This window comes from Rhodococcus sp. PvP016 (genome assembly GCF_017832185.1).
GTDB lineage: Bacteria > Actinomycetota > Actinomycetes > Mycobacteriales > Mycobacteriaceae > Rhodococcoides.
The window spans coordinates 1,012,436-1,026,094 of the sequence record NZ_JAFIBH010000001.1 but is presented as its reverse complement, the minus strand read 5'-3'; the positions used below and the strand labels follow the sequence as shown (position 1 = coordinate 1,026,094).

Annotated in this window: 15 protein-coding genes and 1 pseudogene; 8 read left to right on the top strand and 8 right to left on the bottom strand. The window is 69.1% G+C overall.

From position 1 onward, the window contains the following. Window positions 1-12 precede the first annotated feature (12 nt). Window positions 13-390, bottom strand: a complete 378-nt coding sequence (locus JOE30_RS04695; protein WP_204869587.1) for a DUF5313 family protein — start codon at window positions 388-390, stop codon at window positions 13-15. After that, complete coding sequence (locus JOE30_RS04690) at window positions 387-857, bottom strand: MarR family transcriptional regulator (protein WP_204869586.1); 471 nt, start codon at window positions 855-857, stop codon at window positions 387-389. The genes JOE30_RS04695 and JOE30_RS04690 overlap by 4 nt, the downstream gene beginning before the upstream one ends. A 1,202-nt stretch (window positions 858-2,059) precedes the next feature. Between JOE30_RS04690 and JOE30_RS21620 the strand changes: the two genes are divergently transcribed. Further along, window positions 2,060-2,764, top strand: a complete 705-nt coding sequence (locus tag JOE30_RS21620) for a response regulator transcription factor (protein WP_307806064.1) — start codon at window positions 2,060-2,062, stop codon at window positions 2,762-2,764. Next, entirely contained in the window at window positions 2,761-4,137 is a 1,377-nt protein-coding gene (locus tag JOE30_RS04680; RefSeq protein WP_204869585.1) for an ATP-binding protein, read from the top strand. The genes JOE30_RS21620 and JOE30_RS04680 overlap by 4 nt, the downstream gene beginning before the upstream one ends. A gap of 4 nt (window positions 4,138-4,141) precedes the next feature. Here the strand turns inward: JOE30_RS04680 and JOE30_RS04675 are convergent, their stop codons facing one another. Next, window positions 4,142-5,368, bottom strand: a complete 1,227-nt coding sequence (locus JOE30_RS04675) for a multidrug effflux MFS transporter (protein ID WP_204869584.1) — start codon at window positions 5,366-5,368, stop codon at window positions 4,142-4,144. Window positions 5,369-5,427: 59 nt separating this feature from the next. Between JOE30_RS04675 and JOE30_RS04670 the strand changes: the two genes are divergently transcribed. From JOE30_RS04670 to JOE30_RS04655, 4 genes and pseudogenes are all read left to right on the top strand, one after another. After that, window positions 5,428-5,886 carry a MarR family winged helix-turn-helix transcriptional regulator gene (locus JOE30_RS04670; protein ID WP_245217935.1) on the top strand — a complete coding sequence of 153 codons (459 nt, stop codon included), beginning with the start codon at window positions 5,428-5,430 and terminating at the stop codon, window positions 5,884-5,886. A 37-nt stretch (window positions 5,887-5,923) separates the two neighbouring features. Further along, entirely contained in the window at window positions 5,924-6,463 is a 540-nt protein-coding gene (locus tag JOE30_RS04665; RefSeq protein ID WP_204869582.1) for a thioesterase family protein, read from the top strand. Between the two features lie 66 nt (window positions 6,464-6,529). After that, on the top strand, window positions 6,530-7,288 hold the full coding sequence (gene modA, locus JOE30_RS04660) for a molybdate ABC transporter substrate-binding protein (RefSeq protein WP_204869581.1): 759 nt from the start codon (window positions 6,530-6,532) through the stop codon (window positions 7,286-7,288). A 97-nt stretch (window positions 7,289-7,385) separates the two neighbouring features. Continuing rightward, window positions 7,386-8,051, top strand: a pseudogene (locus JOE30_RS04655) (NADPH-dependent F420 reductase); the annotation flags it as partial. 6 nt (window positions 8,052-8,057) lie between these two features. Here JOE30_RS04655 and JOE30_RS04650 read toward each other — a convergent pair. Genes JOE30_RS04650 through JOE30_RS04640 form a run of 3 tightly spaced genes read right to left on the bottom strand, consistent with a single transcriptional unit; the run spans window position 8,058 to window position 10,965 of the window. Further along, window positions 8,058-8,633, bottom strand: coding sequence for a DUF6518 family protein (locus JOE30_RS04650; protein WP_204869580.1), 576 nt, complete (start codon window positions 8,631-8,633; stop codon window positions 8,058-8,060). Next, window positions 8,618-9,415 carry an enoyl-CoA hydratase-related protein gene (locus JOE30_RS04645; RefSeq protein WP_204869579.1) on the bottom strand — a complete coding sequence of 266 codons (798 nt, stop codon included), beginning with the start codon at window positions 9,413-9,415 and terminating at the stop codon, window positions 8,618-8,620. Before JOE30_RS04645 ends, JOE30_RS04650 begins: the two co-directional genes overlap by 16 nt. After that, window positions 9,412-10,965, bottom strand: coding sequence for an acetyl-CoA acetyltransferase (locus JOE30_RS04640; RefSeq protein WP_204869578.1), 1,554 nt, complete (start codon window positions 10,963-10,965; stop codon window positions 9,412-9,414). The genes JOE30_RS04645 and JOE30_RS04640 overlap by 4 nt, the downstream gene beginning before the upstream one ends. Before the next feature lie 44 nt (window positions 10,966-11,009). Between JOE30_RS04640 and JOE30_RS04635 the strand changes: the two genes are divergently transcribed. Continuing rightward, window positions 11,010-11,621: a TetR/AcrR family transcriptional regulator gene (locus tag JOE30_RS04635; protein WP_204869577.1), complete on the top strand. Its 612-nt coding sequence runs from the start codon at window positions 11,010-11,012 to the stop codon at window positions 11,619-11,621. Here the strand turns inward: JOE30_RS04635 and JOE30_RS04630 are convergent. Further along, window positions 11,618-12,469: an SDR family oxidoreductase gene (locus JOE30_RS04630; RefSeq protein ID WP_204869576.1), complete on the bottom strand. Its 852-nt coding sequence runs from the start codon at window positions 12,467-12,469 to the stop codon at window positions 11,618-11,620. The two genes, JOE30_RS04635 and JOE30_RS04630, sit on opposite strands and share 4 nt — an antisense overlap. Window positions 12,470-12,554: 85 nt before the next feature. On the opposite strand from JOE30_RS04630, the gene JOE30_RS04625 reads away from it, so the two are divergent. Next, window positions 12,555-13,448, top strand: a complete 894-nt coding sequence (locus JOE30_RS04625; RefSeq protein WP_307806063.1) for an amidohydrolase family protein — start codon at window positions 12,555-12,557, stop codon at window positions 13,446-13,448. Here the strand turns inward: JOE30_RS04625 and JOE30_RS21470 are convergent. Then, a complete protein-coding gene (locus tag JOE30_RS21470) occupies window positions 13,426-13,551 on the bottom strand; it encodes a hypothetical protein (RefSeq protein ID WP_275581310.1) in 126 nt (41 codons plus the stop codon). The genes JOE30_RS04625 and JOE30_RS21470 overlap by 23 nt on opposite strands. Window positions 13,552-13,659 lie beyond the last annotated feature (108 nt).

The following is a 13,659-nucleotide window of genomic DNA, read 5'->3' as shown; positions in this document are numbered from 1 at the left end:
CCACAGCGGGTGTCAGCGGTTGGGGTGCCAGCGCTCGTAGGCGCGGCGTTCCGCCTCGTCCCGCGCGACCTTCTTCGGGTTCTGCAGGTCCGGCGACAACCCATGCGCCTTGAGACGACGGCGACGGTTGGGTTCCATGTACGCGGCGGCGTAGAACAGCGCGAGCAGTACCGCCAGCAGGATCATCGCGCCGCGCAGCCACAACTCACCGGGAAACAGCAAGAACGCCGCGAAGATGGGGAGGAACGGCACCATGCTGCGCAGCAGATGACGCGGAACCGCACGATCACCGATCAGGTCCTCACGCACCCAGGCCTGCATGGACAGGGGCAACGTGCGACCGAACGAATAGCCGATCCACTGCAGCGGCCCCGGGCGAGTCCTGCTCATTGTGCGTTCCTCCGCTCGGTCGACAGTGCACCGGCTGCGATGGCCGCGGTGTTGATCCGGGTGAGCACCGCGTGAAGTTGTTCGAGCTCGCTCACGTCGACACCCAGAGATTCGATGACAGTGCCCGGTATGGACTCCGCCGAACCTCGCAGCTGTCGCCCTTTCTCGGTCAGGTCGATCACCAGTCTGCGCTCGTCGCTGTCGCTCCGGCGTCGGGTCAGCAGACCGTCGGCGTCGAGCCGCTTGAGCAGCGGCGTCAACGAGGCGGGTTCGAGTTGCAGCGCCGACGCGATCTCCCCCGCCGACATCGGTGCCCGCTCCCAGAGGGCGAGCATGACGAGGTACTGCGGGTGCGTCAGTCCGAGCGGTTCCAGTATCGGCCGGTATACCGAGAGCACCGCGCGGTTGGTGACGGCCAGGGCGAAACACACCTGACGGTCGAGCGCGAGGGGGTCGGTGGTGGTCACGGTTCCATCGTACGCTGATAGTGAGAGGACGTACTGTTCGATGGCTCACGGTGGGGTGGGCGGGGTGCTGCCGGTCGGGGGGTCGGTGGGGTGGGCGATGCGCACCCCTTGCTGCAGGTGAACACCCACTCCAGCCGACTGAACGGGGTGCACGGCGCTGGAACCCGTGCGGGTCGAAGGACGGCGGCGATCGTGGACGGTCACCCCCCGCAGAGCGGTGGCGGAAGTCCACGATTCGGGCGAACGGGTTGGGCACAGGGCGATGCGCACCCCTTGCTGCAGGTGAACACCCACTCCAGCCGACTGAACGGGGTGCACGGCGCTGGAACCCGTGCGCGTGGTGCCGGCAACCCGTGCCGACACCACGCGAGACGATCAGGGTGTGGGAGCCTCGCACTCGGCCGATGCGGGAGCACCCTCGGGTGCCGGCGCGCCCGGAGCTGCGCCCGGGCCCTTACCTGCAGGCCCGTGACCGGCCGGACCACCATGGCCGGGGCCTGCCGGGCCACCGTCAGGACCGCAACCGGGCGCAGGCGGAGCCGGCGCGCCCTCGGGGGCAGCCGGTGCACCCTCAGGCGGGGTCGGTGCGCCCTCGGGCGGGGTCGGGGCATCCGCGGACGGGGTCGGAGCATCCTCACCCGCAGCAGGCGGAGTGGGAGCACCCTCGGGAGGAGTCGGAGCATCCTCACCCGCAGCAGGCGGAGTGGGAGCGCCCTCAGACGGGGTCGGGGCACCCTCAGGCGGGGTCGGGGCACCCTCAGGCGGGGTCGGTGTGCCCTCGCCCGCAGCAGGCGGGGTCGGAGCACCCTCGGGAGGAGTCGGCGCACCCTCGGGCGGAGCCGGAGGCGTCGCGCACGTCGCACCGGCGTCGGGTGCCGCAGCGTCGGGTGCCGGAGTCGCGGGCGCCGAGGCGCCGGGCGTCGCGCTCTCGGAGACCGGCGGCGCCTCGCCCGGGCCGTCGGCGGACGCGGTTCCCACCGCTCCCAGCAGCAGCCCACCGGCGAGCACTGCTCCGGCGATCAGTCGGCCTGTCCTGACACGCATGACTCTTGTCGACATTGTCGTCCTCATCTCTCGTCGGCACCGGGCGGCGCCGTTCGTGAGGTCGACACTCGATCGTGGACCTGAAGCCTGCCTGAAGTCGCGGCGATCAAAGCCTCGTCTTCAGCAAGTCTTCAGCTCGGGACCCGCATAGTGGTGTCGTGACCGAACGGCGACCCGCAGCGACCCCGAGAATCCTCGTGATCGAGGACAACGAGACGTTGCGCCTGTCCGTGTCCACCGCGATCGCGGACCTGGGTGCCGACGTCCGGTCCGACGCGGACGGTTCCGCGTTCGAAGCCGCACTCGCGAACCATCGACCCCACCTCGTGGTCCTGGACATCATGCTTCCCGGCCGAGACGGCCTCGAGCTCCTGCGGGTCGCGCGCGGCAGCAGCGATGCGGCGGTGTTGATGCTGACGGCGCGCGATTCGGTGTCCGACCGCGTCACCGGGCTCACTGCCGGTGCAGACGACTACCTGGTGAAGCCGTTCGCGATGGCGGAGCTCCTCGCCCGCGTCACCGCCGTACTCCGTCGGCACGGCGCGGTCGCCACCTCGATCGAGTGCGGAGACGTGTCGGTGGACACCGAATCGGGTGACGCCAGTCGGGGCGGCAACGCCCTCAACCTGACGGCCACGGAGTGGAAGCTGTTGTCCTACCTCGCCGCTCAGCGCGGGCGAACGGTGTCCAAGACCCAGATCCTGACTCAGGTATGGGGGTACGACGCATACGACGAGAACCTCGTCGAGGTCCACATCAGCGCGCTGCGACGCAAGCTCGAGGAGTTCGGCCCCCGCATCCTCCACACCCGGCGCGGCATCGGCTACGTGTTGGCCGCCGACACCGTGAGTCCGACGACATGACGACCCCACCCCGTCGCGGTCTCCGCACCGGATCTCTGCGACTGCGGTTGCTGGTGTCGGTGATGTCGGTGGTGCTCGTCCTGCTCGTCGGCATCGTCGTGGCGACGACGGTGTTGCTGCAACGCCAGCTCGAGGCCTCCGCGGGAGACAGCCTCGCCGGCCGCACCGCCACCGCGCAGCAACTGCTGGACAACGGTGCCGATCCCACCGAGATCGTCTCCGCCACACAGGGAGAGAACGTGGCGGCGCAACTGGTGACGACGGACGGCCGTGTCGTCGGCGACCTCGCGCTCCGAGCGACGACACCGCCGCCCGCACTACGCCCTCCGACGACGCCGGGAGACGGTCCCCCGCCGGGACCCCCACCGGGCCCTGAGGAGACGAGGCCGACGCGGGTCTCGACGACGACCCTGACCGATGGATCGGTTCTCACGGTCGCCGTCGACACGTCCTCGATCGACGCCGTGCAGCGGCAGTTGCTCGTGGTGCTGATTCCGCTGGTGCTCGTCGCGTCGGCGGTGGCGGCACTGCTCATGGCGGTGGTCGTCGGCGCATCGCTCCGACCGTTGCGCAGCATGACGGCACTGGCCCGCTCGATCACTCGGGGTAACCGCGGTGATCGGCTCGCTCCCACCCGGTCGGACACCGAGCTCGGGAAGACCGCAACGGCATTCGACGAAATGCTCGACGAGCTCGAAGGAGCCGAGGCGCGCGAGCGTGCCACCGCCGATCGCACACGGCAGTTCGTCGACGATGCTGCTCACGACCTGAGAACGCCGGTCGCGGGGATCTCCGCCGCCGCCGAGACGCTGCTGCGGGGCGGCGTCGACACCGAGCGCGAGGTGCGGGAACGACTGCTGGCGTCCATGATTCGTGAATCACGTCGTGCGTCCCGGCTGATCGACGATCTGTTGATGTCGGCGCGCACCGACGACGACGTGGAGCTGGACAGGAGCGACCACGATCTTCTCGCTCTGGCCCGTGCCGACGCCGACCGGGCGCGGCTGCTCGCACCGGACTCGACCGTCGTGGTGACCGGCGAGAGCGTGGTCGCACCGGTCGACGCGGCACGTATCGCCCGAATCCTGGCCAACCTCAGCGACAACGCACTGCGTCACGGGCCACCGGAGGGCGTCGTCACCGTCGACGTGCGTGACGCCGGTGCCACCGCGACGATCCGGGTGTCCGACGAAGGACCGGGCATCGGCACTCGAGATCGCGAGCGGATCTTCGACCGGATGGTGCGACTCGACAGCGCTCGCACCTCGGAAGGATCGGGACTCGGCCTCACCATCGCCCGAACCTATGCGCGGGCCCACGGCGGTGACGTCGTGTACGACGGCACCGCCTTCGTCCTCACTGTGCCTCGGTGACCGATTACTCTGCGGCGGAGCGGGTTCCGAATATCACGCCTCCGAGGCCGATGATCGCGCTGACGAGCATGGTGACGGCCATGGGCACCGCGGTGCCTTCGCCGCCGAGTCCCACCAGCGGCGAGATGACCGCGGCGAGGCCGAACTGGGCCGCACCCATGACGGCCGATCCCGTGCCCGCGGCCCGGCGCGCCTCTCCCAGTGCGAGAGTCGTCGCGTTGGCGATCACCAGACCCAAGCTGGCGACGGCGAACCACAGAAGTACGAGGGTCGCCCACAGGTAGGGCCCGACCACCGCGTCGACGACGAGCAGCGCCGAGAAGGCGACCATCGCGACGAGACCGATGCGCAACAGCGCCTCCGGACGAACGCGATCGACCAGCTTGGCGTTGGCGCCACTGGCGACGACGATGCCGAGTGCGTTGGCCGTGAAGGCAATGGAGTACCACGTCGTCGAGAGCCCGTGCACCTCCTGCAGCACGAAGGGCGATGCGGAGATGTAGGCGAACATGACGCCGAAGCCGAAGGCGAACGCACCCCCATAGCCCAGGAATCGTTTGTTGGACAGCACCTCCCGTGCGTCGGCGATCATGGCGGAGAGTCCGCCCGTGCTGCGGAGCTCGGCGGGGTGACTCTCCGGCAGGACGGCGAGCACACCCACTAACATCAGGACGGACACACCGGCGAGCACCCAGAAGACTCCACGCCACCCGGTGAGACCGATGACGGCACCGCCGAGCAGCGGGGCGATGACGGGAGCGACGCCGTTCACCAGGACGAGCAGGCTGAACAGCTTCGCCGCAGCCGCACCGCGTGCACGGTCACTGATCACGGCGCGGGAGAGAACGACGCCGGCGGCACCGGTGAAGCCCTGAACGAACCGGAACACGGTGAGCCACTCGACCGTCGGAGACCACGCGCACAGGATGGTCGCGATGATGGACACGAAAGTGCCCACGAGGAGCAAGGGGCGTCGACCGAAGCGGTCGGACAGCGGCCCGATCACCAGGTTGCCGATCGCGAGACCGACGAGGAACGTCGTGAGCGTCAGCTGGATCGCCGAGGCGCTGACACCGAACTCCTCCGCCATGCGGGGGAATGCCGGCAGATACATGTCGATGGACAGGGGCGCGACGGCGGCCAGGAGCGCCAGCATCGCGATCACGCCGGGCGACACCGGACGCGCGGCGGTCGAGTCGACGGTGTCACCGGAACGGGTGTCGACGCTCATCGGACGGCCTCCATGTTAGATATAACTTTATACATACTCACATGAGTAGAATGGCAGTCATGGCGTCCGGAAGTCCAGTGAGCGAGTCCGATGTGTTCGACATCGCCCGCGAGGTGCGGGCACTCGTGTGGTCGCTGCGTCGGTTCGGTGAACGCCAGTCCGGTCTGCCCGCCCTCCCCCATTCCGAACTCGAGGTTCTGCGTGTGGTGGTGGACCACGAGGGGTCCACCGTCTCGGACGTCGCTCGCATGCTGGGCCTGCACAGCAGCAACGTCAGCACGACGGTGCGACGTCTGATCGACAAGGGACTGCTCGCACGGGACACCGATCCCGGTGACAGACGGTCGAGTCGACTGCATTCCACCGCCACGGCACGTCGACACGGTGAGATGATCGACGACGTGTGGATCGACGCGATCGGACGCCGACTCGCGGGCATGTCGCCGGAGGATGCGGCCCTGCTCACCCGTGCTGCGCCGCTCCTCGCGCACCTCACGTCCATGCCGACCGAACCCTGACGACTCCGCGGGGTGACGGAACCGTCATAGTGACGCCATGCTGATGTCGCTCCGCCTGCTCCGACAGATGGCGCCGTGGCGCACGGGACGCGGGCCGGTCCGGGTCGACCCGACCCGTACGTGGTTCCGCGTCGCGCCGTCCGATCTGGACGTGCTGATGCACATGAACAACGGTCGCTACCTGTCCGTTCTCGACGCGGGTCGAGTCGACATGTTCGTGCGCGGTGGCCTGTGGCGAGCCCTGCGCGGACGCGGGTGGCATCCCGTCGTCGCGTCACAGACCATCACGTACGTTCGCTCCCTCACCCTGGGGACGAAGTTCTCGGTGTCCACCCGCTTCCTCGGCGTCGACGCGAAGAACGCCTACCTCGAACAGATCTTCGACGTCGACGGCCGTGTCCACGCGACCGCGATCGTCGCCCTCAGGTTCCTCGACGACGCCGGATCCTCGGTACCGACCGACGACATCGTCGCCCTGTTCGACGGCGATGCAGCCCCACTCCGCCGCCCGGACGCAGAGATTCCGCTCGGCCGACGCACGCAGCATCTCGTGGTCGCCGCATTCGAGGACGCCTGACCCTTCTGCGCGCGCATGCTCCTATATGGTCTCTTTCAAACCGCATCTGCGGCGAAAGGAGCCGACATGGTCACGACGAGAACCGCAGTGCTGGGGTGCGCGGTGGTGGCGGCACTGTCGCTCACCGGCTGCTCCTCGCCCGAACCCGCCGGAGACAGCATCACCGTGTTCGCTGCCGCGTCGCTGAAGGCGTCGTTCACCGAGCTGGGTGAGCAGTTCGAGCAGACCCGCCCGGGTACCACCGTGACGTTCACGTTCGCAGGGTCGTCCGATCTGGTGTCCCAGTTGTCGCAAGGTGCGCCCGGGGACGTTCTCGCCTCGGCGGACACGATCACCATGGACAAGGCACGAGACGCCGAGTTGATCGACGGCGACCCGGTCACGTTCGCGACCAACACCTTGACCATCGTCACTCCGCCGGGCAACCCCGCCGGGATCGGCTCGTTCTCGGACCTGGCGACGTCCGGGGCCACGGTCGTCGTGTGCGCGCCGCAGGTTCCGTGCGGCGCCGCCACCGAGAAGATCGAGACGGCCGCGGGGGTGAGCCTCACCCCTGCCAGCGAGGAGTCGTCCGTGACGGACGTTCTGGGCAAGGTCACGTCCGGTCAGGCCGATGCCGGCCTGGTCTACGTCACCGACGCGGCCGGCGCCGGTGACGCCGTCGACACCGTGCCGTTCCCGGAGGCGTCGGGCGCGGTGAACTCCTATCCCATCGCGGCACTGGCCGACTCCGGCGCACCGGACATCGCGAGCGCCTTCGTCGACTTCGTCTCCGGTCCCGACGGACGGAAGGTGCTGGCCGACGCCGGGTTCGGCGCGCCCTGAGAGACCGCCGCTGCGCTGAAGATCCGCCGCCACGGGGGAATCATTCCCGCCCGGACGGGGTTGGCCGAACGAGACGTTCGTTGCACGACCGAAGGAGAAGCACGTGAAGATCGGCATCATCGGAGCAGGCGACATCGGCGGAACCCTGACCCGACGGCTGCGCGCCGTGGGCCACGAGGTTGCCGTCGCCAACTCTCGGGATCCGGAGACCCTCGCAGATCTGGCGTCCGAGACCGGCGCCACTGCGGTCTGGGCGAAGGACGCCGCCACCGACGCGGACCTCGTCATCGTCAGCATCCCGCAGAAGAACACGCCGGACCTCGCGTCCGGCATCCTCTCGGCCCGCAAGCCCGGTGCTCCCGTGATCGAGACGAACAACTACTACCCGCAGCAGCGGGACGGAAAGATCGACGCGATCGAGGACGGCACACCGGAGAGCGTGTGGGTCTCGGAACTGCTGGGCGAGCCGGTCGTGAAGGCATTCAACGGAATCTGGTGGAAGCACCTCCTGAACAAGGGCGTCCCGGCCGGCACCGAGGGCCGCATCGCGCTGCCGATCGCCGGCGACGATGCCGACGCCAAGAAGATCGTGTCCGCCGTCATCGACGAGATCGGCTTCGACGTCGTCGACGCCGGATCGTTGGCCGACTCCTGGCGCCAGCAGCCGGGTACACCCGTGTACGGCAAGGACTTCGGTGTCGACGCGACGGTCGATGCGCTCGCGCAGGCGACCCCCGAACGCACCGCGGAGTGGAAGGCCTGACACCTCTCAGGTGGTGAGCACCGCGTCGTAGGCCCAGTAGGCGCCGAACAGCGCACCCGCTACCGCGGCGGCACCGAGTCCCGCACGGATTCGTGTCGCCGCGGTGCGGCAACACGCCAGCACGAGGACGCCCGCCAACGCGGCTTCCACGAACCAGTGCGGGCCGCCGACCACAACGAGCCCGTACACGGCCTCACCGAGCACGATCCCCGCCATGACCACCGTCCCGCTCACCCGGCGGCCATGCCCGACAGCCGCACCGGCTGCGCCACACACCACGCCCGCACCGAGTCCGACCAGAACGAATACCAGCACTTCCCGCGCAGTGATCACGTTCGGGAACAACAGGATCCACGCCAGGACGAGCGCGAGCATCGACGCGACGCCGAGTGCGGCACCGCGTCCGCGCGGGGACCGGGCCGCCACCGCGAACGGCACCACGCCCCACAGCGCACTCGTGTTCACGAGCGCATCCCACGGCGGCGGCACGATGGTGAACAGAACCACGAGCGCGAGACCCGCAGCGGACCCGAGCGCGGTCGCGGCGACGAGACGCCGTGCGCCGATCAGCGCCCCGTCCACCGGGGTTCGCGCTTCTCCATGAACGCCATGATCCCCTCGACCGTGTCGGAGGAGGTGGACAGCTGCGCGAGCGCGCGGTCGGTCTCCTCCCACGCGGACGCTTCGGACGGGATGCGCCCGTCGACGATGCCCCGGGCGATGACCTTGCTGGCGCGGATGGCGAGAGGCGCTCCCGCCGCGATGGTCTCGGCCAGCCGAAGGGCTGTGTCGAGAACGGCGTCCGGTTCCACCACACGATTGACCAGTCCCCACCGCGCCGCGTCGTCCGCACTCATGGGCTCACCGGTGAGGATCAGTTCCATCGCGATCGCTCGCGGGATCGCGTCGACCAGCCGGAAGAGTCCGCCTGCACCCGCGATCAGCCCGCGATGCACCTCGGGAAGCCCGAATCGTGCAGTGGTGGAGGCGATCACGACATCACCGGACAGCGCGATCTCGGTCCCACCCCCGAGCGCGTTACCGGTGACCGCGACGACGATCGGCGTGGAGATCGGGTGCCTGGTGACACCGGCGAAGCCCCAGTGTGCCGTCTCCGGAGGCGTCACGCCGTCGGGGCCCCGCGTGCCGAGCGCCTTCAGATCGGCTCCGCCGCAGAAGGTGCCGGAGCCCGCCGCCGTGAGCACGACGGCACGGATCGACTCGTCGCCGTCCGCCAGTTCCCACGCCTCGCCCAGCAGGGTGTGCACCTCTGCGTTCACGCTGTTGGCCGCGGCGGGGCGGTTCAACGTCACCAGCAGCACGTGTCCGCGCCGTTCCGTGAGAACGACGTCCTGATCGCTCATGCCCGTACTCCCCTGCCGTTCGCCGTGATCGAGTCGAGGGTGATGTCCAGGTTCCCGCCCTCGTCCACCACGTCGATCGTGAGGCCGACCGGTGAGACGTCGCCGTCGGTGACCACCCGATGAAGCGCCGCCGCGGCGTCCGCACCGGTACGACCGGCGATGCGGTCACCCTCGGGTGTGCGGGCGACGACGAGCGCCTGTTCCGGTTTCCCGCCGCGTCCGAACATGACGGTCGCCGTCTCGATGGTCGCGCGACCGCTGTGGCCGTGCGTCACGGGTACCGCTGTCGCCGACACGGCCACCGCATCGGGGTTCCCGATGTATCCGGCCTCGTGCGGATCGGTCGACAACAGGATGGTGTGCTGGTGGGTGAGGTAGCCGCCGTTCGCATGCACCATCGCGATCGTCGGCGCGCGTCCGCCGCGGGACTGGCGCAGCAGCCGAGTCGATTCCGCGACCGCGTGCAACGAGTAGCTGCTGAGCGGCCCCCCGAAGAACGAGTGGCCGCCCAGGACCGTGGGAGTGGCATCCGACGACAGTTCCAGCTCGTCCATCAACAAGAGCGGCACGACGGGAAAGCAGCTGTAGGCATCGACGAAGGTGAGATCGGAACCCGCGACACCCGCCGCGCCGAGGGTGGTGCGCACCGCCGCTCGCAGCGCCGGTGAATGATCGAAGGTGCTGCGAGTCATGATGTCCGGTGCATCGAACGCGCCGGCGCCACCCCACAGGTACACGATGCGGTCCTCGTCCACCCCGGCCGCGCGCGCTGCCGCCAGCGAACACACCAGCACCGCGGCGGCCTGGTCGACGAACGGCATGGCGTTCATGGCGAGGGGATAGCAGTCGGACACCGCGCGATTCGACGCGTCCACGCCGGCGATGTCGTCGGGCGACCGCTCGACCGGACTCCACGCGACCGGATGCCGCGCCGCGACAGCGGAGAACCGCGAGTACAGCTCTGCCGACGCCGTCAGGGACTCGCTGGGTCGCAGACCGAGACGGTCGGCCCGAGCGCGGTCGAACAGCGGATAGATCTGGACGGGCGCCAGGATGCCCGCTCGCTGCATCTCGGCGCTGCCGAGGTCGTCCGGTGCGAAGGTCGGCGGACCGCCCGGCGCGACGGTCCAGCCGAGCTCGGCGGGATCCGTTCCGGCCTTCGTCAGTGCTCGCACGGATGCCTGCGTCTCGCCGCCGACGACGAGCGCCACAGAGTTGCGACCAGCGGCGATGTCGAGCCCCACTCGGTCCATCAGGCGCGCGGGGTGGTGACCACCGATGGTGCTGGTGGACCGCGTCGGCGCGGACGCCCCCAGCCGTGCGGCGATCAGGTTCGGGAGATCGTGGTAGTTCCAGCTCGTCGTGCGCACGGCGTGGATCGCGTCCACCGCAGCGCCGAGCGCGGACGTTCCGCTGTCGTCGAGCGCAGCACGGACCGCGCGCAGCACGAGCTCCATGGGCTCCACGGGGTCGGCCGCAGCGCCGGCACTGCCGGACACCACATCACCCACGCCCACGACGACCGGGATGCGGTCTGCTTCCTGTGACATGGGATCACCCTATTACAGACATCAGTTGTCTGTAATCTGGTGTCATGGAGTCGACCGACGGCACGCCGCGGCGGGGGCGGCCACGTGACCCCGACATGGAATCGCGGGTGTACGACGCCGTCGTGGACGTGTACTGGCGCACCGGGTGGGCGGGATTCACCATCGATGCCGTCGCCAAGAGCGGTGGCGTCGGCCGCGCGGCGATCTACCGTCGGTGGCCCACCAAGGAGGCACTCCTCACCGGAGCCCTGGAGACCGTGCTCCCCCTCGTCGACCCCATCGACACCGGCACCCTGACAGGCGATCTCACGGAGCTGGCTCGCCAACTCCTGCGGGGCTATCGAGACTCCTCGGGGCTCATCGCCGTACGCGTGGCCCTCGACGCCCGCGTGTATCCCGATCTGCTCGAGGCACTGACCGCCACCATCAGCACGAGCAGGTTCGTCGCCACTCGGGACATCGTCCGCCGCGCCGTGTCCCGCGGCGAGTTACCGGAACACGTGCGGACCACACTGCTGCTCGAGATGCTCACCGGCGCGGTTCTGAGCCGAGTATTGTTCGCACACGACGCGACCGAGGCGCCGTCCGCCGTCACCGCGGACGACACGTACATCGACGGACTGGTCGCGGCGGTGCTGGCGAGCGTTCGTCGCTAGCGCGTCGACTCGGGAGCGGACGACTGCCCGCGCGCCCTGTCCTCGTACGCGCGACGCCGTTCCGCGTCCACGTCGCCGAGGAAGATCTGCTCGGATCCGAAACGGCGACTGACGAACTCACCGAGTCGGCGCGGCATGAAGCGCTGGCTGACGACGATGGCGCCGGCCGAGGCCGGGATGCGCACCTTGGGTCGCGGCTTCTCGACGAGCCGGACCACCGCCTGCGCGATGTCCTCGGGTTCGGCCTTCTTCATGAAGGGCACGTCCCTCGTTCCCGCCGTGAGTTCGGTGTTGACGAACCACGGCAGGACCAGGGAGAACTCGACGCCCGAGGAGCGGTACTCCACCCTCGCGGCTTCGGTGAACGCGATGACCGCAGACTTGCTGGCGCAGTAGGTGGCCAGGCCTGGTGCCACCGTCTCCCCCGCCATCGAGGCGATGGAGACGACGTGTCCGCGCCGTCTCGGCACCATGCGGTGCAGCGCCGACTTGGTGCCGATGATGACGCCGTGCACGTTCACGTCCATGATCCGGCGCGCCACCGCGTCCGGCTCGTCGGTCAGAGCCCCGACCGGCATGATTCCGGCGTTGTTGACCAGGACATCGACGGGGCCCAGCTCACGCTCGACCCGGTCGAGGAAGGCGTCGAAGGACGCCGGGTCCGTGACGTCCAGTGCTCCGTACAGGTGCACCCGCGCGGACTCGGCCCCGGCGGCGAGGGCGTCCGCGTCCACGTCCCCGATCGCCACCCTGGCGCCGGCGGCGACCAGCGCGCGTGCCGTCGCGAGGCCGATTCCCCGTGCGCCACCGGTGATGGCGATGACTCGTCCCTGCAGTGATCCCGTCATCGTCTTATTACAGACACGCAGTGTCCGCAAAGTCAAGGGTCCGGAGTGCCGTCGCGGCCGCCCCGGCGATGCGAGGATCGATCCCGTGCAGAACCGTGACGACGACATCCGCCGGGTCCACCGAGTGCTCGACGACCTCCGCCTCGAGTCACTGGTGGACGTGCACACGCATTTCATGCCGCACAGCGTTCTGGCCAAGGTGTGGAACTACTTCGACTCCGTGGACGACCGCCTCGGCACCGCGTGGCCGATCGAGTATCGCGTGGACGAGGACGAACGCACCGACCTGCTGCGCAGGTACCGGGTAGGGACGTTCACGTCCCTGCTGTACCCGCACAAGCCCGGCATGGCGGAGTGGTTGAACGGGTGGGCCGCGGAGTTCGCCGACCGGACGCCCGACTGCGTGCGCACCGCCACGTTCCACCCCGAACCGGATGCTGCTCGGTACGTCCGCGCCGCCGTCGAGGACGGGGTCGGGGTGATGAAATGCCATGTGCAGGTAGGGAACATCGACGTCCACGATCCGTACCTGGACGACGTGTGGGCGGTTCTGGCCGACGCCGCCGTACCCGTCGTCATCCACTGCGGATCGGGCCCCGAACCCGGTCGCCACACCGGACCGGACCCGATCCGCGCACTACTGCACCGCTTTCCGACACTCACCCTGCTGATCGCACACATGGGAATGCCCGAGTACGAGGACTTCCTCACCCTGGCCGAGACGTTCGACAACGTCGGGCTCGACACCACGATGGTGTTCACCGATTTCACCGAACAGCTCGCGCCCTACCCGCGATCGGCGTTGCCGCGCCTGCGCGACCTGCAGCACAAGATCGTGTTCGGCAGCGACTTCCCCAACATCCCCTACTCGTACGCGCACGCGGTCGAGAGTGTGGTCGGCCTCGAACTCGGTGACGACTGGTCCCGCGCTGTGCTGCACGACAACTGGGCCCGGTTCAGCCGCCGTACGGCGCCATGACGTCGATGGTCCAGACGACACCGAAGCGGTCGGTGAGTGTGCCCGCTTGCCGACCGAAGTGCCGCGGCCGTTCCTCACCGAGTCGGACGAGTCCGTCGAGCACGTCGACGCGGACCTCGAAGACGTCTCCCCGCCCGATCTCGTGACGGCGACGGTCACGGTCGCGGCACGTCTCGGCCCCGAACGAGGCGACGCGCCCCCGGCGGGCGTT